Annotated in this window: 16 protein-coding genes; 8 read left to right on the forward strand and 8 right to left on the reverse strand. The window is 68.6% G+C overall.

Translation table 11 applies throughout. The annotated features are described in order from the left end of the window. Positions 1–2: 2 nt before the first annotated feature. Positions 3–1,556, reverse strand: coding sequence for an ABC transporter substrate-binding protein (locus tag T8K17_RS21065; protein WP_322331696.1), 1,554 nt, complete (start codon positions 1,554–1,556; stop codon positions 3–5). 364 nt (positions 1,557–1,920) lie between these two features. Here T8K17_RS21065 and T8K17_RS21070 point away from each other — a divergent pair, with 364 nt between their 5' ends. Next, positions 1,921–3,141: a TauD/TfdA family dioxygenase gene (locus T8K17_RS21070; RefSeq protein WP_322331697.1), complete on the forward strand. Its 1,221-nt coding sequence runs from the start codon at positions 1,921–1,923 to the stop codon at positions 3,139–3,141. 45 nt (positions 3,142–3,186) lie between these two features. On the opposite strand, the gene lpdA is transcribed toward T8K17_RS21070, so the two are convergent. The 4 genes from lpdA to T8K17_RS21090 are packed head-to-tail and all read right to left on the reverse strand — an operon-like array spanning position 3,187 to position 8,142. Beyond that, positions 3,187–4,575, reverse strand: a complete 1,389-nt coding sequence (lpdA, locus tag T8K17_RS21075) for a dihydrolipoyl dehydrogenase (protein ID WP_322331698.1) — start codon at positions 4,573–4,575, stop codon at positions 3,187–3,189. Between the two features lie 3 nt (positions 4,576–4,578). After that, on the reverse strand, positions 4,579–5,880 hold the full coding sequence (locus T8K17_RS21080; protein ID WP_322331699.1) for a dihydrolipoamide acetyltransferase family protein: 1,302 nt from the start codon (positions 5,878–5,880) through the stop codon (positions 4,579–4,581). Between the two features lies 1 nt (position 5,881). Then, the gene (locus T8K17_RS21085; protein ID WP_322331700.1) at positions 5,882–6,895 is read right to left on the reverse strand and encodes an alpha-ketoacid dehydrogenase subunit beta; all 1,014 of its coding nucleotides are present in this window, start codon (positions 6,893–6,895) and stop codon (positions 5,882–5,884) included. Between the two features lie 2 nt (positions 6,896–6,897). Continuing rightward, a complete protein-coding gene (locus T8K17_RS21090; protein WP_322331701.1) occupies positions 6,898–8,142 on the reverse strand; it encodes a 3-methyl-2-oxobutanoate dehydrogenase (2-methylpropanoyl-transferring) subunit alpha in 1,245 nt (414 codons plus the stop codon). A 204-nt stretch (positions 8,143–8,346) separates the two neighbouring features. Here T8K17_RS21090 and T8K17_RS21095 point away from each other — a divergent pair, with 204 nt between their 5' ends. Beyond that, the gene (locus T8K17_RS21095) at positions 8,347–9,231 is read left to right on the forward strand and encodes a LysR family transcriptional regulator (protein WP_322331702.1); all 885 of its coding nucleotides are present in this window, start codon (positions 8,347–8,349) and stop codon (positions 9,229–9,231) included. Here the strand turns inward: T8K17_RS21095 and T8K17_RS21100 are convergent. Further along, positions 9,220–10,122: a LysR substrate-binding domain-containing protein gene (locus T8K17_RS21100; RefSeq protein ID WP_322331703.1), complete on the reverse strand. Its 903-nt coding sequence runs from the start codon at positions 10,120–10,122 to the stop codon at positions 9,220–9,222. The genes T8K17_RS21095 and T8K17_RS21100 overlap by 12 nt on opposite strands. A gap of 108 nt (positions 10,123–10,230) precedes the next feature. Here T8K17_RS21100 and T8K17_RS21105 point away from each other — a divergent pair, with 108 nt between their 5' ends. Both T8K17_RS21105 and T8K17_RS21110 read left to right on the forward strand, forming a co-directional pair. Continuing rightward, positions 10,231–11,358 (forward strand): TauD/TfdA family dioxygenase, encoded by a 1,128-nt coding sequence (locus T8K17_RS21105; protein WP_322331704.1) that lies wholly within the window; start codon positions 10,231–10,233, stop codon positions 11,356–11,358. Between the two features lie 109 nt (positions 11,359–11,467). Then, positions 11,468–13,018, forward strand: coding sequence for an AAA family ATPase (locus tag T8K17_RS21110; RefSeq protein WP_322331705.1), 1,551 nt, complete (start codon positions 11,468–11,470; stop codon positions 13,016–13,018). Positions 13,019–13,623: 605 nt separating this feature from the next. On the opposite strand, the gene T8K17_RS21115 is transcribed toward T8K17_RS21110, so the two are convergent. Next, positions 13,624–14,064 (reverse strand): type II 3-dehydroquinate dehydratase, encoded by a 441-nt coding sequence (locus T8K17_RS21115; protein WP_322331706.1) that lies wholly within the window; start codon positions 14,062–14,064, stop codon positions 13,624–13,626. Between the two features lie 25 nt (positions 14,065–14,089). After that, positions 14,090–15,802 (reverse strand): FAD-dependent oxidoreductase, encoded by a 1,713-nt coding sequence (locus tag T8K17_RS21120; protein WP_322331707.1) that lies wholly within the window; start codon positions 15,800–15,802, stop codon positions 14,090–14,092. Between the two features lie 124 nt (positions 15,803–15,926). On the opposite strand from T8K17_RS21120, the gene T8K17_RS21125 reads away from it, so the two are divergent. Genes T8K17_RS21125 through T8K17_RS21140 form a run of 4 tightly spaced genes read left to right on the forward strand, consistent with a single transcriptional unit; the run spans position 15,927 to position 19,423 of the window. Then, positions 15,927–16,979, forward strand: coding sequence for a Gfo/Idh/MocA family oxidoreductase (locus T8K17_RS21125; protein ID WP_322331708.1), 1,053 nt, complete (start codon positions 15,927–15,929; stop codon positions 16,977–16,979). Continuing rightward, positions 16,976–17,785: a sugar phosphate isomerase/epimerase family protein gene (locus T8K17_RS21130; RefSeq protein WP_322331709.1), complete on the forward strand. Its 810-nt coding sequence runs from the start codon at positions 16,976–16,978 to the stop codon at positions 17,783–17,785. Before T8K17_RS21125 ends, T8K17_RS21130 begins: the two co-directional genes overlap by 4 nt. Positions 17,786–17,819: 34 nt before the next feature. Then, positions 17,820–18,527, forward strand: a complete 708-nt coding sequence (locus T8K17_RS21135) for a hypothetical protein (RefSeq protein WP_322331710.1) — start codon at positions 17,820–17,822, stop codon at positions 18,525–18,527. Then, on the forward strand, positions 18,524–19,423 hold the full coding sequence (locus T8K17_RS21140) for an SDR family oxidoreductase (RefSeq protein WP_322331711.1): 900 nt from the start codon (positions 18,524–18,526) through the stop codon (positions 19,421–19,423). The genes T8K17_RS21135 and T8K17_RS21140 overlap by 4 nt, the downstream gene beginning before the upstream one ends. Positions 19,424–19,547: the final 124 nt, after the last annotated feature.

Below are 19,547 nucleotides of genomic sequence, written 5' to 3' on the forward strand. Positions count from 1 at the left end.
GATTACTCGAACCACCAGCGCTCCATCCAGCGCTCGCCATCCAGATCCCAGTTCGACGCGAACTTGTCGTGGCCGATCTTGTCGGAGGTCGCGAAGACGTAGGAGGCGAACATCGGAATGATCACGCCGCCGTTCTCGTTCAGGATCACCTGCATCTCGTAGTACATCTCGCGGCGCTTGGACTCGTCGAGCTCCGCGCGGGCCTTGAGCAGCAGTTCGTCGAACCGCTCGTTGGACCAGAAGCTGTCGTTCCAGGCCACGCCGCTCTGGTAGGCCGTCGAGAACATCAGGTCCTCGATCGGACGCCCGCCCCAGTACACCGCGCAGAACGGCTTCTTCATCCACACGTCGGACCAGTAGCCGTCGTTCGGCTCACGGACCGGGGTGATGTTGATGCCGGCCGCCTTGGCCGAGTTCTGGTACAGGACCGCCGCGTCGACCGCGCCGCCGAAGGCCGCATCGGCAGCCGACTGGTTCACGGACAGGGAGTCCATGCCGGCCTGCTTCAGGTAGAACTTGGCCTTGTCCGGATCGTAGGAGGTCTGCGGCATCTCCTTGTTGAAGAAGCGCTGATTCGGGCCGATCGGCACGTCGTTGCCGACCGAGCCGTAGCCGAACAGGATCTTCTCGACCAGTTCCTCGCGGTTGACCGCGTGCTTCAGGGCGCGGCGGACGTTGACGTCGTTGTACGGCGCGGCCCGGCAATCCATCGTGAAGGTGTAGTGCTGGGTGCCGGCGACCGAGTTGATCTCGATGCCCGGCTTGCGGCCCAGCAGGCCGCTGGTCTTCAGGTCGAGACGGTCGATCGCGTGCACCTCGCCGGAGACCAGCGCGGTGGTGCGGGCGTTCAGGTCGACCAGGCAGTGCATCTCCACCGCGTCGAAATGGCCGCGGCTGTCGTCCCAGAACCCGTCATATCGCTCGAAGGTGGCGATCACGCCCGGATCGAACCGGGTCAGCTTGTAGGCGCCGCAGCCGATGCCCGACTTCCAGTCGAGCTTGCCGTCCTTGGCCGGGCCGATGGCCAGGTGATAGTCGCTGACCACAAAGGGGAAGTCGGCGTTGCCGCCGTCGAGAACGAAGGTGACGGTCGACGGGTTCTCGACCTTGATGTCCTTGATCGCCTTGACGATCGGACCGGCCGCCGAGGTCGACTGCTCGCCGCGGTGGTGATTGATCGCCGCCACCACGTCATCGGCGGTCAGCTCGCGGCCGTCGTGGAAGGTGACGCCCTTGCGCAGCTTGAAGGTCCAGGAGGACGCGTCCGCGGAGGCCTCCCAGCTCTCGGCGACGCCCGGCTTCACGTCGCCATCGGCGCCGATCTCGGTCAGATAGCCGTGGATGCCGAACAGCAGCGCCAGGGTGAAGCCGTTTTCCGAAAGTCCGGGGTCCAGCGTGTCGGACGTCCCGCCATGGGCCTTGCCCATCTTCATCGTGCCGCCCTTCTTCGGTGCGGCAGACGCACCGGCGAGCGGAAGGCCAGCCGCGATACCAGCGACGGCCGTGGTTTGCATGAACCGGCGGCGATTGAAGGCGCCGCTCAAAATCTTGGTCATGTGGTATCCCCTCTTGTGAAGCCCAATCCAACGGTGCCCCAAGGCTGGTGCGCGACCTCCGGACTCAACAGGTCCCACTCCCCGGAACCCAAAGCAGACGCACAACAGCCAAACTGCCCTATCGGCAAGGCCACCGTTTTCGGCATGGCCGGCTTATAGCATCCCGTTCCCGCAATCGCACCCCAAGGGACCGGAAGCGTATTCGGTGCATCAACCCTGCGTGGAGTCAACTAAACCGACCCACGCGTGTTCCGGCCGCATTTTCCTTTCGTCAGCCCAGGCGTTCCGCCACACTGCGCGCACGGGACGCGAGGCGTCGCGCCCGTCGCAGACCCACATACCGATACCAATGGAGAGATACCATATGGCACAGGTCCTGGAGCCCGTGGCCGAATCCACCGGTCTTCCCGGCACGCCAGACTTCGACAGCTATCCCATCCAGCACTGGCCCACCGCCGCCCGGGCGGCCGGGGGCGGCGTCGAGGTGGAATGGGACGACGGCAGCCGAAGCAAGTTTCACCCGATGGTCCTGCGCGAGAATTCGCCGGACCCCGAGACCACCCACCCGGTGACCCGCGAACAGGCGCGGATGCTGACCAAATTCCCGGCCGATCTGGCGGCGCTGGAGGCGACGATCGACCCGGCCGGCGCGCTCGCGGTGCGCTGGTCCGACGGCACCTCCAGCCGCTTCCACCCCGGCTGGCTCTACGCCTACCGGCCCGGCCAGCCGAGCCGCGACGAGGACCTGCCGGAGCGGGTGATCTGGGGCGGCGATCTGGACGTCTCGGCGGTGCGGGTCGACGGCTCCAACATCCTGGAGGACGAGGACCAGCTCGCCAGATGGTGCGAGGCGCTGCACGTCTACGGCTTCGCGATCCTGGAGAATGTCGGCACCGACCGGTCGGTGGTCGAGACGATCCCCGCCCTGCTTGGCCCGCTACGCGACAACAATTTCGGCCGCACCTTCGACGTGGTGACCAAGCCGGACGCGGATTCCAACGCCTACACGTCCATGGGCCTGCCGCTGCATGTGGATCTGGCGACCCGCGAATACATGCCGGGCTTGCAGTTCCTGCACTGCATCCAGAACGACTCCACCGGCGGCGAGAGCATGCTGGCGGACTCGTTCTTCGTCGTGGAGAAGCTGCGCCGCGAGGCGCCGGAGCTGTACGAGGCGCTGTCGACCACGCCGATGACCTCGGCCAACAAGGCGGTGAATACCGACTACCGCTGGACCGTGCCGATGATCCATCTGGACCCGGCCACCGGCGAGCCGAAGGAGGTGCGCTGGAGCCCGTGGCTGCGTGCGCCGCTCACCGCCGATTTCGACACCGCCGACAAGGTCTACAAGGGCCTGCGCCGGCTGTTCGAGATGGGCGAGAGCCTGGACAATTCGGTGAATGTGCGCCTGAAGGCCGGCGAGATGCTGGGCTTCGACAACCGGCGGGTGCTGCACGGCCGCACCGCCTTCGACCCGAGCACCGGCGGGCGGGCGCTGCGCGGCTGCTACGTGGAGCGCGAGGAGTTGTGGTCGCGGTTGCGGATCATCGCCCGGCACAAGCGGGCGCGGCTGGTCTCCAACTGACGGCCCGCTGACAGAGGCCCGGACCCAACGGTCCGGGCCTTTTTCTTAGATGTGCAGTGCGTGACCCAAGGTCCGCAGGGCGGCCTCGTGGAACGCCTCGCCGTGGGTCGGGTGGGCGTGGATCGTGCCCGCGACATCCTCCAGCCGCGCGCCCATCTCCAGCGCCAACGCGAAGCCCGCCGCCATCTCCGAGACATGGGCGCCGACCGCCTGCACGCCGAGCAGCAGGTGGTTGTCCTCGCGCGCGACCACCCGCACGAAGCCGTCCTCCCGCGCCGTCGTCATCGCCCGGCCGTTGGCCTGGAACGGGAACAGCTTGGAGATCGTCTTGTGGCCGTCCGCCTCCGCCTCGGCCGGGCTGAGACCGACGGTGACGATCTCGGGATCGGTGAAGCAGATGGCGGGGATCGCCACCTTGTCCCAGGAGCGGCGCTCGCCGGCCAGGATGTCCGCCACCATCTCGCCCTGAGCCATGGCCCGGTGCGCCAGCATCGGCTCGCCCGAGACGTCGCCGATGGCATAGACGCCGCGCATGGAGGTTCGGCAGCGGTCGTCGATCCGGATGAACCGGCCGGAGCGGTCGAGATCCAGCTCCTCCAGCCCGTAGCCCTCGGTCTTCGGGCGGCGCCCGACCGTGACCAGCACCTTGTCGGCAGCAACGGTCTTGGACTCCCCGCCGTGGTCGACTTTCAGCCCCTTCTTGTCGATCCCGCCGGCCTTGGCACCGGTCAGCACAGTGACGCCCAACTCTTCCAGCCGCGCCAGCACCGGCCGTACCAGTTCGGCATCGTAGAGCGGCAGCACATGGTCGGCCGCTTCCACCACCGTCACCCGGCAGCCGAGCTTGGCGAAGGCGGTGCCCAGCTCGAGCCCGATATAGCCGCCGCCGACAACCGCCATGGAGCGCGGCACCTCCTTGAGCGCCAGCGCGCCGGTGGACGACATCACCCGGTCGCCGAAGGGCAGATCCGGCAGCTCGACCGGCTCCGAGCCGGTGGCGATGACCACGCTCTCGGCGCGGATCGTCTGGGTGCCGGTATCGGTGGCGACCTCCACGGTCTTGCCATCGACGAACTTGGCCCAGCCGCGGATCGACTTCACGCCGGCCTTCTTCAGCAGCCCGCCGACGCCCATGTTCAGCCGTTCGACGATGCCGTCCTTCCAGGCGATGGTCTTGGCGAAATCGATCTTCGGTGCCGATGCCGACAGACCGAAGGGCGTATTGCCCGCCGCCGCCTCGTCCAGTTTGTGGAACTCGTCGGCGGCGTGGATCAGCGCCTTGGACGGGATACAGCCGACATTGAGGCAGGTGCCGCCCAGCGGCGCGCCGTCCACGATGACCGTATCCAGGCCGAGCTGGCCGGCGCGGATGGCGCAGACATAGCCGCCGGGTCCGGCGCCGATGACGAGAACCTTGCAGCTGATATCGCGCATCGCTCAGTCCTCCACGAACAGGGTGGCCGGGTTTTCGAGCTGCCGACGGATCGCCTGCACGAAGACCGCCGCGTCCCAGCCGTCGATGACCCGGTGATCGAAACTGGAGGACAGGTTCATCATCTTGCGCGGCACGAACTGAGTGCCGTCCCAGACCGGGCGCATCTGCATCTTGTTCACGCCGACGATGGCGACCTCCGGCCGGTTGATGATCGGCGTGGTGGCGATGCCGCCCAGCGCCCCCAGCGAGGTAATGGTGATGGTCGAGCCGGACAGCTCGTCCCGGCTCGCCGACCCGGTGCGCGCGGCCTCGGCTAGGCGAGTGACCTCGGCGGCGCTGTCCCACAGCCCGCGCGCCTCCACATGGCGCACCACCGGAACCATCAGGCCGCCCGGCGCCTGGGTGGCGATGCCGATATGCACGCCGCCATACTGGTGGATGACGCCCGCATCGTCGTCGTAATGGGCGTTCATCGCCGGTTGCTTGGCGATGGCGTTGACCATGGCCCGCATCAGGAACGGCAGCAGGGTGAGCTTCGGCCGCTCGCCGGCATGTTCCTTGTTCAGGGTCTCGCGCAGCCGCTCCAGCTCGGTCATGTCGATCTCGTCGACATAGGTGATATGGGCGACATGGGCGTTGGCCTCGGCCATGCGTTCGGCGATGCGGCGGCGCAGGCCGACGACTTTGATCTCCTCCACCGCGCTGTTGGCCACACGGCCGCCGCCGCTGCGGGCCTCGCCCGAGCCGCTGAACCAGAGGTCCAGGTCCTCATGGGTGATGCGGCCGGCGGGACCGGTGCCGCGCACCTGGCGCAGGTCGACCCCGCCCTCCTTCGCCCGACGACGGACGGACGGAGCCGCGATCGGCCGGTCGTGCTCGCCACGGGCCGGTCCGCCGGTGGCGACCGGGGCGGGCTTGGCAGGTTTCTTCGGTTCCGGCTTCTCGGCTTTCTTCTCGGATGCCGGTTTCGGCTCCGGCTTCTCGTCGGACGGCTCGTCGTCGGTTTCAACCGGCAGCGGTGCCGCTTCCTTCGCCTCGGGTTCCGGCGCGGTGTTGCCGTCGCCATCGACCTCCAGCGTCACCAGCGGCGCGCCGACGGAGAGCACCTCGCCGACCTCGCCGCCCAGCGACTGGACGGTCCCGGCGACGGGAGACGGGATCTCCACGGCGGCCTTGTCGGTCATCACCGTGGCGAGGATATCGTCCTCCTGCACGATGGTGCCGACTTCCACGTTCCATTCGGTGAGTTCGGCCTCCGCGACCCCTTCGCCGACATCCGGAAGCTTGACGGTGTGGGTGCCCATCTCAGACCTCCAGAACTTCTTGCAGGGCGCGGCCGATGCGATCCGGTCCGGGGAAATAATCCCATTCCTGGGCATGCGGGTACGGCGTGTCCCAACCGGCGACCCGGCGCACGGGGGCTTCCAGATGGAAGAAGCACTCGTCCTGCACCAGGGCGGCCAGCTCGGCGCCGAAGCCGGAGGTCAGGGTCGCCTCGTGGACCACGACGCAGCGCCCGGTCTTCAGCACCGACTGTCTGATGGTCTCCAGATCCAGCGGCACCAGGGTGCGCAGGTCGATGATCTCGGCATCCACCCCCGCCGCCTCGGCCGCCGCCAGGCTGACATGCACCATGGTGCCGTAGCTCAGCATGGTGACCGCCTTGCCCTCGCGGACCACCTTGGCCTTGCCGAGCGGCACGGTGTAGTGGCCGTCCGGCACCTCGCCCAGCTCGGAGCTGGACCAGGGCTTGACCGGCCGGTCGTGATAGCCGTCGAACGGACCGTTATAGAGCCGCTTGGGCTCCAGGAAGATCACCGGGTCGTCATCCTCGATGGCGGCGATCAACAGGCCCTTGGCGTCGTACGGATTGGACGGCACCACCGTTTTCAGCCCGGCCACGTGGGTGAACAGCGCTTCCGGCGACTGGCTGTGGGTCTGGCCGCCGAAGATGCCGCCGCCGGTCGGCATGCGCACCACCATGGAGGCGGTGAACTGGCCGTTGGAGCGGTAGCGGATGCGGGCCGCCTCCGACACGATCTGGTCATAGGCCGGATAGACGTAGTCGGCGAACTGGATCTCCACACAGGGCCGCAGCCCGTAGCCCGCCATGCCGATGGCGGCGCCGACGATGCCGGCCTCGCTGATCGGCGTGTCGAAGCAGCGCGACGGCCCGTATTTCTTCTGCAGCCCGGCGGTGCAGCGGAACACGCCGCCGAAGAAGCCGACATCCTCACCGAACACCACCACGTCGTCGTCGCGCTCCATGGACACGTCCATGGCGTCGCGGATCGCCTCGATCATCGTGCGCCGTGTCATGCTCAGTACCCCGCCTGCTGGCGCTGGCGCCGCAGATGCGGCGGCATCTCCGCATAGACGCCCTCGAACATGTCGCGCACCGAGGGGTGCTGACCGGAATGCAGGGTGCCGTGCTTCTCGGCTTCCTTCTGAGCGGTGATGATCTCGTCGCGGATCTGGGCCTCGGCCTGGGTATGGCGCTCGTCGGACCACTCACCGAGCTCGATCAGGTGGTTCTTCAGCCGCATCACCGGATCGCCGAGCGGCCAGGCATCGCTCTCGGTCTTCGGACGGTAGGCCGCCGGATCGTCGGAGGTGGAATGGCCGCCGACCCGGTAGGTCACATGCTCGATCAGGGTCGGGCCCAGGTTGCGCCGCGCCCGTTCGATGGCCCATTTGGCCACGGCGTAGACCGCCAGATAGTCGTTGCCGTCGACCCGCAGGGACGGAATGCCGAAGCCGAGACCGCGCGCCGCGAAGGTGCCCGATCCGCCGCGGGCGATGCCCTGGAAGGTGGAGATGGCCCACTGGTTGTTGACGATGTTGAGGACCACCGGCGCCTTGTAGGTCGAGGCGAAGACCAGGCCCGCGTGGAAATCGGACTCGGCGGTGGAGCCGTCGCCGATCCATGCCGCCGAAATCTTGCTGTCGCCCTTGATCGCCGAGGCCATGCCCCAGCCGACCGCCTGGATGAACTGGGTCGCGAGGTTGCCGGAGATCGAATAGAAGCCGTGGTCCCGCGAGGAATACATGATCGGGAGCTGGCGGCCCTTCAGCGGATCTTTCTCGTTGGAATAGATCTGGTTCATCATGTCGACCAGCGGATAGCCGGCCGCGATCAGCAGCCCCGCCTGACGGTAGGTCGGGAAGTTCATGTCGCCGGGGCTGAGCGCCTTCTGGAACGCGCAGGCGATCGCCTCCTCCCCCAGATTCTGCATGTAGAACGACGTCTTGCCCTGACGCTGGGCGATCATCATGCGGGCGTCGAAGGCCCGCAGGGTCATCATATGCTTGAGGCCCTCGCGCAGTTCCTCCGCCGACAGCAGCCCGGCCCACGGGCCGACCGCCACCGCATCACGGTTCAGCACGCGGATGATGGAGAAGGCCATGTCGCGGATGTCGTCCGGCGCCACGTCCACCGGCGGACGCGGCACCTGACCGGCGCGGGCGATGGTGACGTTGGAGAAGTCGGGCGTGTCCCCCGGACGCACGGCGGGCTCCGGCACATGCAGGCTAAGCGTCGGCCCGGTCTCGGTTTCCTCGCTCATGCTCCCTCCTCTACGCGGCCTCTGCAGGGTCAACAGGTCCGGACCGCCTCAGTTCCCTCATGTGTCCCCTGCGGCAGGAAATTCGAGGGTCGGTTCCCACCGGACCAAAGTCTTATTTTGCAAATGTGCCGCATTGAATAGGATAGATATCAAAATCATTTTGCAATTTCGCCCATATCGGAGACGCCACATGAACTGGCCCACATGAACTGGGACGACCTGAAGCTGTTCCTCGCCATCGGCCGCCAGGGCAAGCTGACCGCCGCGTCGCGCCGGCTCGGGCTGGACGTGGCGACCCTCAGTCGGCGAATGACCGGTCTGGAGCACAGCCTGGAGACCAAGCTGTTCGAGCGCAGCCCCAAAGGCTATGCGCTGAGCGAGGCCGGCCACGCCCTGATGCGCCACGCCGAGGCGATGGAACTGGCGGCCGAGGCGGCGCGCGAACAGGTCGGGCAAGCCACCGAAACCCTGAGCGGGGCGGTGCGGATCGGCGTGCCGGAGGGAGTGGCGAATTTCCTGCTCTCCGACCTTTGCATCGAGCTGTGCAACGGCAATCCGGATCTGGACATGGAGGTGGTCGCCCTGCCCCGGGTGTTCAGCCTGTCCCAGCGCGAGGCCGACCTCGCCATCGCCGTCTCGCCGCCGCCCAGCGGCCGGCTGACCGTGCAGAAGATCGCCGACTACCAGCTCCGCCTCTACGCTACCGATGCCGTCATCGCCCGGCATGACGGTTTCAAGCGCGATTGGGAACTGCGGCAGGCACGCTGGATCGGCTACATCTCAGACCTCGTATTCGATCCGTCGCTCGACTATATCCCGCACGTGGTGAGCGACGTCCGCCCGGCGCTGACCTCCACCAGCCTGCTGATCCAGCTGCGCTGGCTGCTGGCCGGCGCGGGGGTCTGCATCCTGCCGGACTTCATCGCCCGGGCGTATCCGGGGCTGAAGCCGGTGCGCGGCGACGCCATCGCGCTGAAGCGGTCGTTCTACCTGATCAGACACGAGACCGACGTGCGGCTGAAGCGGGTGTCCGCCGTGGCCGACCGGATCGTCAGCGGCGTGCGCGAGCGGGTGATGTCACCCGCCTGAGAACCAGGAGCGGAACCAGGCCAGGGCGCGCTCCACATCCTGGGGGGCCGCCCGGTCGCTCCACACGAACCACCAGCCCCAGTCCGGCCGCACCATCTCCGGGCCGACCGGGACGATCACGCCGCTCTCCAGCATCTCGTCTATCAGCGGCCGCCAGCCGAGCCCGATCCCGGTGCCGGCCATCACCTCCGACATCACCAGCGGATAATGGTTCAGCCGCACCCGGGCCGGCGGCGGCGTTCGGCGGACGCCGGCGAGGCGGAACCACTGGGCCCAGGTCATCCACGGCCGGTCGCCCTCGTCCATGTGGATCAGCGTGGCGTCGACCAGATCCTCCGGGCGCAGGGACAGCAGTTCTGGGCGCGCCTCGGCCAGCCGCCAGCCGACCACCGGCATCACCGTCTCCTCCGCCAGCAGCACGGCGTTCGCCCCCAGACCGTCGCGATAGCCGTGGCGCACGCCGATATCGAACTCGGTGCGGTCGAACTCGGCCGAACGGTCGGCGATGGACAGGCTGATCGACCGGCCGCCCAACGCCTCGCGCAGCCCTTCCAACCGGGGCAGCAGCCATTGCTGGCCGAAGCCGGAATGGGTGGAGACCGCCAGCGCCGCCCCCTCCTCCGCCGCGCGCAGACTGTCGACCACCGCCGCGATATCGCCGAAGCCGGCATTCACCGCCTGCCAGAGCCGCAGCCCCGGCTCGGTCAGGGAGACCCGGTTATGGGCACGCTGGAACAGCGCCTGGCCGACCGCCGCCTCCAGCCCGCGGATATGCCGGGTGACCGCCGGCTGGCTGATCCGCAGCTCGCGGGCCGCCCGGCTGAAGCCGCCGAGCCGGCCGGCCGCCTCGAACACCGCGAGCGCGTTCAGCGACGGCAGCCTGTGACGCATCTCAGTCATAATGTCAGATTATAGGAGATATCGGGATTTGATGTCTGTAACGCATTCGGAATCAAAGGAAGACTCCGCTCCACTGCGACTGACCGACGGGACGGAACGATGACTTCCTGCACCTTGGATCCGGCCACCGGCCATCTCTGGCTCGAACAGGGCGGGCGCCGCGCCACGCTGGTGCCGCTCTGGCTGCGGGAGCGCAGCGAGGCGCCGGACCAGATGGACCTGAACAGCCATCAGCGCACCTACGATCCGACCCGGCTACCGGCCGACCTGAGGATCGTCGAGGCGTCGAGCGACACCGCCGGCGTGACCCTCGATTTCTCTGACGGGCACCGCTGCCGCTTCGATCTCGACTGGCTGGCGGTGGAGGCCGGGCTCGCCCCCGACCCGGCGGCCCTGCCCGAACCCGCCGCCTGGACGGCGGACACCATCGTCCCGCCCTCGGCCTCCTGGTCCGCGCTGGAGGATTCGGCGGCGACACACGGCCTGCTCGACGGATTCTTCACCAGCGGTTTCGCGATCCTGCGCGATACGCCGACGGACCCGGACAGCCTGCTCGCCATCGCCCGGCGTTTCGGGCCGATCCGCGAGACCAACTGGGGCGTGCTGTTCAACGTGCGCACCGAGGCCCAGGCGACCGACCTCGCCTATACCGGCCTGGCGCTGACCGCCCATTCCGACAATCCCTACCGCCGCGCGGTCCCGGCGATCCAGTTCCTGCACTGCCTGGAGAACGGTGCGACCGGCGGCGACAGCACCCTGGCGGACGGCATCGCCATCGCCGCCGCGCTGAAGCGGGACGCGCCCGACGCCTATGAAGTGCTGACCCGGCTGCCGGTCTCGTTCCGCTACCGCTCGGCCGACGTGGACGACCGGGCGACCGCCCCGATGATCGCGCTCGATGCCGACGGCCGCCTGCGGGCCATCCGGCTCTCCACCCGGCTCGACTTTCCGCCGGCCGCCCATCCCGACGTGCTCGAGCTGTTCTTCGAGGGCCGCCGGCGGCTGGCCGCCTATGCCGAGGACCCGGCCTTCCAGATCCGCTTCAAGCTCGCCCCCGGCGACTGCCTGATGATGGACAACCACCGCACTCTGCACGGCCGCACCGCCTTCGCCGAGGACGGGACCCGGTTCCTGCAAGGCTGCTACATCGATTATGACGGGCCGGAATGCCTGTACTGGCTGCACGCCCGGCGCCGGGCGGACGGTGCGGGCGCCATCGCCGCCTGACCCTGCCGAGCCCGACATCTCCGAACTTGCGTCCCCGGCGCGACGGGCCCATGTCGACAAGGGCAGCGGCAATCTCCGCTGTTCCGCTCACCACTGCCAGGAGCCCGAGATGGCGACCGCCTCCCACGTGGTCGAGGACCAGAGCGCGGTCTTCGACGTCCTCGCCGACCCCGCCACCCATGCCGGTGCCGACGATGTCCAACGCATCGATACCCATGGGGCCGCGGTGTTCCTGGCCGGGGACGATGCCTACAAGGTGAAGCGGGCGGTGAAGTTCCCGTTCATGGACTTCTCCACCCTAGACAAGCGCAAGACCGCCTGCGAGGCCGAGATCGCCGTCAACCGGCCGAACGCGCCCGACATCTATCTCGGCGCGGTGCCGATCACCCGCGATGGCGACGGCCTGGCGATCGACGGCACGGGCGAACCGGTGGAGTGGGCCGTCCATATGCGCCGCTTCGACGTGGACATGACCCTGGACCGGATCGCCGAGCGTGACGGCCTCTCCGACGGCCTCCTGCGCCGCACGGCCGCCGCCATCGTCGCCTCCCACAAACGGGCGCCGCTGCGCGAGGGCACCGGCTTCGCCAAGGCGCTTGAGGAGATCGTCCGCAGCAACGGCCGCAGCCTCAAGGAAACGCCGGAGATCTTCGACGCGTTCCGGGCGGAGAACCTGACCCGCCGCTCCCAGGAGGTCCTGAAATCCGTCACCTCCGCCCTGGATGCCCGGGAGCGCCAGGGCCGGGTGCGGCGCTGTCACGGCGACCTGCATCTGCGCAACATCGTGCTGCTCGGCGAGACCCCCACCCTGTTCGACGCCATCGAGTTCGACGAGGCGCTCGCCACCACCGACGTGCTTTACGACCTCGCCTTCCTGCTGATGGATCTGGGCGAGCGCGGGCTGAAACGGGAAGCCAACCTGATCCTGAACCGCTACCTGGCCGAGGACCGCGACCCGAACCAGATCGCCGGCCTCGCCGCCATGCCGCTGTTCGTCAGCGTTCGGGCGGTGATCCGGGCCAAGGTGATCGCCGCCTCGGTGGAGAGCGCGGCCGACGACAAGAGGGCCGGGCTGGCGGCCGAAGCCCAGCGCTATTTCGACTTCGCCGAGGCGGTGCTTGTGCCCTATCCGCCGCGGCTGATCGCCGTGGGCGGGCTGTCGGGCACCGGCAAGAGCACGCTGGCCGCCGAGCTGGCGGGCGACCTCACCCCCTTCCCCGGGGCGATCCACCTGCGCAGCGACATCATCCGCAAACGGCTGATGGGCGTGGGCGAGCACGAGAAGCTGGACGATGACGGCTACACCCAGGACGTCACCCGACAGGTCTACGACGCACTGCTGCAGGAGGCGGAAGCCGCCCTGCGCGCCGGGCAGAGCGTGGTGGTCGACGCGGTGAACCAGCGGTTGGAGGAGCGCGAGGCCCTGGCCGATCTCGCCGCCGACCTGGACGTGGACTTCACCGGTCTGTGGCTGGAGGCGCCGACCGACACCCTGGTGGCCCGCGCCGACAGCCGGGCGCGCGACGCGTCGGACGCCGACGGGTCGGTGGTGGCGTCCCAGGCGGAGCGGGATCTGGGATACCTCGACTGGTACCGGATCGACGCCGGCGGCGGCCCGGAACAGACCCTGGCCGCGGCGCGGGCGGCGGTGGGCGTTTAGGCTGCCTTACTCCCTGCAACACTCCCCGGATTTATTCCGGGGCAAGGCGTCAGCTTGGCATCTGATGCAACCGAGATATCTGGCGCCGACGCGATCCCCAGCCTCACCCCGGAATAAATCCGGGGAGTGGTTCCTTCCGTTGGCCACCACCACTCCTTCCTCTTAATCGTCATCCCGAACTTGTTTCGGGACCTAACAGGCAACCGGGGACGGAAGAGGTCCCGAAACAAGTTCGGGATGACGTTAAGGAAAGTGCAGTCAGCCCCTATCCCCGCGCGTCGATCAGCTCGTACATCGCTTCCAGCGCCGTCACGTATCCCCGCGCGCCGAGGCCCTCGGCCAGGCACGAGGCCGGGCAGTGTGAGCGGGGGGCAGGCTAAAACGAGTTCAGCACACGGGACTCGCGGCACCGTTCTTTGTCCCCCTCTCACCAGACACTTCCCGGATTTATTCCGGGGCAACGCTGGGACTTCGCTGACGCTCGTTATCGCTGAACCACGTCCCCTCATGCGGACGCCTTGCCCCGGAATGAATCCGGGGAGTGGGTCCCTCCGTTGGCCACCATCACTCCTTTCCCTTAAGGGAAGTGCAGTCAGCCCCAGCCCCTACCCCCGCGCGTCGATCAGCTCGTACATCGCCTCCAGCGCCGTCACGTAGCCCCGCGCGCCGAGGCCGGCGATCACGGCGGTGACCGCCTTCGACAGGATGGAATGGCGGTGGTCCTCGTCGCGGGCGTGGATGTTGGAGATGTGCAGCTCGATCACCGGGCCGCCGTAGATCTTCAGCGCGTCCTGGATCGCCACCGAATAGAAGCTGTAGGCGGCCGGGTTGAGGATCACCCCGTCGGCCACGCCCCGCGCGGCCTGCAGCATGTCGACGATCTCGCCCTCGATATTGGACTGCTTGAACTCAAGCGGCCCGCGCGCCGCCTCGCGGCACCAGCCCTCGATCTGGGCGAGGGTCGTGTTGCCGTAGATCTCCGGTTCGCGGATGCCCAGTGTGTTCAGGTTCGGGCCGTTGATGATGTGGACGACGGGCTCAGACATCGGTTTCCTCCCAGATTTTCGTTGATTAGCGCCGGCCCGCGGCGTGGCGGGCGGCGAGATAGGCGAAGGCGATGGCCGGGCCGAGATTGATCCCCGGGGCCGGATAGACCCCACCCATCACCGAATGCATGTCGTTGCCGCAGGCATAGAGCCCGTCCAGCGGCGCTCCTTCCGCGCCCAGCACGCGGGCCTCGGTATCGGTCTCCAGCCCGATGGCCGAGCCGATGTCCCCCGGCCACAGCCGGATCGCGTAGAAGGGCGGGGTGCGGATCGGCCCGAGGGTCGGGTTCGGCCCGTGCTTCGGATCGCCATTGGCCCGCTGATAGACCGTGGTGCCGCGCCGGAAGTCGGTGTCCTCGCCGGTCTCGGCGAAGCGGTTCATGCGGTCGACCGTCTCGGCCAGACCGGCCGGGTCGATCTCCAGCATCGCGGCCAGTTCCTCCAGGCTGTCGGCCCGCACCAGGTAGCCGTCGGCCAGGAATGGGACCGGTCCGCGCCCGCCCGGATGCACCATACCGAGCCCGTATTTCCGCAAGGCGTCGGCATCGCAGATCTCGAAGGCCGGAATGGTCGAGCCGTCCCTGTTCGCGGCGTACATGGCGGCGACGAACTGGTGATAGGACAGGCTTTCGTTGACGAAGCGCCGCCCGTCGCGCCCGACCGAGACGATCCCCGGCTTGGAGCGGTCGAGGACGAAATGCGGAAAGACCGCCATGGAGCCGTCGCGCCGCTTGCGTCGGGAGACCGGCGCCCAGAACACCGGCTGCTCCGCGCCCTCGCCATAGCGGGCGCCGAGCGCCAGGGCGATGTCGTGCAGCGCGCCCGTATTCCCGGGGGCGGCCGGGCTGTATTCCGGCAGCGGATCGGGCAGGAACTCGGCCCGCCGCGTGGGGTGGCGGGCGAAGCCGCCGGACGCCAGGATCACCCCGCCGGTCGCCGTCAGCACCTCCTCGCGGCCGCCGCGCTTCACCGTGACCGTTCGGGCCGCACCGTCCCCGGCGATATCCGTCACCTCCGCCTCGGTCGCCACCGTGACGCCGGCATCCAGCGCCGCGCGCAGCAGCCTTCCGATCAGCGCATTGCCCATCACCAGCCGGGCACCGCGCCCATGGCGCAGCCGGTCGACCGCGTAGCCGCCGAGCATCCGCGCAACATGACCGAAGGATGTGCGGGACTTCGTGACGTTCATCAGGTGGCCGATATCGTCGCGGTCGACCATCATCCCGCCGAGCAGGGTGAACTCCGGGATCGGCGGCCGCAGCTTGCGCAGGGCCCGACCCAGGGTGCCGCCGTCGAAGGGCAGCGCCTCCAGCGCGCGGCCGCCGGAGACCGACCCCTCGAGCTCGTAGAGATAGTCCGGATGAAACGGCCGGGCGCGGAACCGCACCACCGTCGCCTCCTCCAGGCGCCGCACGGCCTGCGGTCCGGCCTCCAGGAACGCCTGGCGCATCGCCCGCGGCGCCCGGTTGCCGATCGCGGCGTCGAGGAAGGCGAGCGCCTTGTCCGGGCTGTCCTCGTTGCCGCCGGCATCGGCGTGGCGGGTGCTCGGAATCCAGACCGTCCCGGCCGACAGGGCCGAGGTACCCCCGACATACTCGGAGCGCTCGAGCAGCAGGGTCCGCGCCCCCTCCAGGCCGGCGAAGACGGACGCCGCCAGCCCGGCCGCCCCGCCGCCGAGCACGATGACGTCCCAGTCGCGGTCGAGGGGATCGGCGGGCGACGGCAGCAATCGGGACATGGGGGGATCACGCATCGGACTGAGGGAATGCCAGCCTATCCCACCGTGCCGGGTTTTCAATTCAAGACCCCAGTTCCACCCTGGATCGCCCGCGGTGTAGGCTGACGTAAAACGGGAGGAACCAATGGACGACCTCAAGGTCGCCGTGATCGGCGCGGGCGTGATCGGCCGCACCCATATCGACACGCTGTCGAAGGCAAAGGGCGTCGGCCTGTCGGCCATCGTCGATCCGACGCCCGCCGCCCGGGACCTGGCGGCCCGGCATCAGGTGCCGCATTTCGCCGATCTCGACGCCCTGCTGGCGGCCGGGATCTGCGAGGCGGCCATCGTGGCGTCGCCCAACGACACCCATGTGCCGATCGCCGGCCGGCTGCTCGACGCCGGCCTGCCGATCCTGCTGGAGAAGCCGGTCGCCAGTTCCCTGTCGGAGGCGGCAACGCTGGGCGAAGTCGCGGCGCGGACCGGCGTGCCGGTGCTGGTCGGCCATCACCGCCGGCACAATCCGCTGATCAAGACCGCCAAACGAGCGATCACCGACGGCGCCATCGGCCCCCTGGTGATGGCGACGGTGACCTGCGCCATGCTGAAGCAGCCGGACTATTTCGACGTGGCCTGGCGCCGCGACCCCGCCCAGGGCGGCCCGCTGCTGATCAACGCGATCCACGACATCGACCTGCTGCGCCATTTCTTCGGCGAGATCGCGACGGTCCAGGGCACCCACTCGAACGCGACCCGCGGTCTGGCGGTGGAGGACACGACGGCGGCGATCCTGACCTTCGAGCAGGGCGGGCTCGCAACCATCGCCCTGTCGGACGCGGCGGTCGGCCCCTGGTCCTGGGAGGTGTCGTCGGGCGAGAATCCGGGCCGGTTCCCCAAGCACGATCACATCACCCATCTGTATTCCGGGCGCGAGGGGGGCTTGAGCCTGCCGGACCTGTCGCTGTGGACCTACGAGCCCGGCGGAAACTGGACGCATCCGCTCACCCAGCGGCGTCTGGAGGCCGGAAAAGAGGATACCTACGTCGCCCAGGCGGAACATTTTTGTGCCGTCGTGCGGGGTGAGGTGACACCTTTGGTCACCTGCCAGGACGGCATCGCGAACATGCAGGTGGTCGCCGCCATCAAACGCTCGGCCGCCACCGGACAGGTGGTGCGCCTGCAGGAGACCGCGCCATGACCGGCAAGCGCCTGTATTCGCTCGGCTATCTCACCGGCAACGGCGTCGATCCGGTGACGGCGGTCAAGATCGCCGCCGAGCACGGCTACGACATGGTCAGCTTCCGCCTGCTGCCCGCCGCGGGCGAGACCCTGCACCCGCTGCTCGACGACGACACCCTCCTCGCCGACGTGAAAGCGGCGATGCGCGACACCGGCGTGACCATGGCCGATGCCGAGATGATCCGCCTGAAGCCGGACACGGATTTGGACAGTGTCACCCCGTTCCTCGACCGGATCTCCGAGCTCGGCGCCCGCCACGTGCTGGTCGCCATCGACGACACCGACCCGGCGCGGACCCAGGACAATTACACGGCCCTCTGTCACCGTCTGGGCGACTACCGGCTGACCGCCGACCTGGAGTTCATGCCCTGGACCGGCTGCAAGGACCTGGGCTCGGCCCGCAGGCTGGTGGAGGCGGCCGACCATCCGAGTGCCGCCGTGCTGTTCGACACCCTCCATTTCGACCGCTGCGGCTCCACCCTGGACGAGCTCGCCGCCCTGCCCGCATCGCTGATGAACTATGTGCAGATCTGCGACGGGCCGGTGCCCTTCGACCCGTCCGACGAGGGGCTGATCATGGTGGCCCGCACCGCCCGCATGATCCCCGGCGAGGGCGGCATCGACCTCGCCGCGATCGCCGCCCACATCCCGCCCGGGATGACCGTCAGCGTCGAAGTGCCGAACCAGGACCTCACCGCCCGCTTCGGCGCCTCCGAGGTGGCCCGCCGCTCCCTGGAAGCCACCAAGCGCCTGCTCGGCGACTGACCCCAACGACCATAAGAAACCACGAGGAAACCCCATGGCCCTGACCGGCTCCGCCTTCCTGGCGCTGTTCCACGACATCGATCCGGCGTCTTGGACCGAATACATGGAGTGGCATACCCGCGAGCACATGCCCGAGCGGCTCTCCATTCCCGGCTTCACGGTCGGCAAGCGGCTGATCAACCACGCCCTGCCGCGCTACCGCTACGGCACGGTCTATGGCGGCGAGACGGCGGAGGTGTTCCGCTCGCCGGCCTATCTGGAGCGGCTCAACAACCCGACCGACTGGAGCAACAAGGTGCAGCCGACCTTCCGCAACTTCCTGAGGGTCGCCTGCGAGCGGGTGGTCTCCAGCGGCGTGGGCGACGGCGGGGCGATGGCGACGGTGCGGCTCGACTTCCTCGACGGCGCCGGCGAGGCGGATCTCCGGGCCAAGGCGGCGCAGCTCAGCCGGACTCTCTTGGGCGTCACCGGCGCCTGCTGTACCCATATCGGCCTCGCCCGCAGCGAGATCTCCGGCGTGAAGACCAAGGAGACCGAGCTGCGCCCGACGATGAGCGAGAAGGAATTCGACGCCATCGTCCTGGTGGAAGGCAGCGGCCTGCCGGAGCTGATCGCCTCCGCCACCGACATCGAAGCGGTCATCGCCGAGAGCGGCTGCGGCGTCGGCTACCCGGCGACCATCGTCTACAACCTCGCCTATCAGCTCACCGCCGCCGACATGGCGGCCGGCGGTGCGGCATGACCGTCCTTCTCACCGGCGGCGGCGGGTTTCTCGGCGCCTGGATCATCCGACGGCTCGCGGCGCGGGGCCTGCAGGTGCGGGTCTTCGACCGGCGCGAGGATCGCGGCATCGTGCGGTCCATCGCCGGCGACGCGGCCGACCGGGTCGAGTGGCACACCGGCGACGTGGCCTCCGGCGAGGACGTGATGCGGGCGGCCGAAGGCTGCGACTTCGCGATCCATCTGGCCGCCATTCTCACCCCGGCCTGTGCGCAGAACCCCATCCTCGGCGCCCAGGTCAACCTGATCGGCACGCTCAACGTGTTCGAGGCGGCCAAGGCCCAGGGGATGCGCGGCGTCGCCTATGCCAGCAGCGCCGGGGTCTTCGGCCCCGACGACGGGGCCATCCCCTATCCCACCACCCATTACGGCGCCTTCAAGCTCGCCTGCGAGGGCAGCGGGCGGGCCTATTGGCTCGATGCCGGGATCTCCAGCGTTGGCTTCCGGCCGGCCATCGTCTATGGGCCGGGCCGCGAGACCGGGCTGACGGCGGGGCCGTCCATCGCCTGCCGCGAGGCGGTCGCCGGGCGTCCCTATACGATCGGCTATTCCGGCGCGGCGGACATGATCTATGTGGACGACGTCGCCGCCGTCTTCGAGGCGGCCGCCACACGCCCGTTCGAGGGCGCCCACGCCTTCTCCCTGGTCGGCGAGGTGGCGGATGTCGAGGCGATCGCGTCGGGAATCATGGGGCTGGTGCCGGGTGCTGCGATCGACTGGTCGGGCCCGCCGCTGCCGCTGCATCCGGTGATCGCCCCGAGCCCGATCGCCGCCGTGCTCGGCGACCTGCCCCATACGCCGCTGTCGAACGGGCTGGCGAAGACGGTTTCGTTCTACCGGGGAGAGGGAGCGGCGTAACGCCGCTCTCCCCTTCCTTGAACCGGCTTCCCAGGCTTGTGCCGGGATCCACGGTTAGGCGCAGGTCGCCGCCGGGCTGTGGTCGACTGGCGTTCGGCCTGCTGTGGCGTAGGCCCCGGCACGA

The sequence above is a fragment of the Thalassobaculum sp. OXR-137 genome (genome assembly GCF_034377285.1).
Lineage (GTDB): Bacteria > Pseudomonadota > Alphaproteobacteria > Thalassobaculales > Thalassobaculaceae > Thalassobaculum.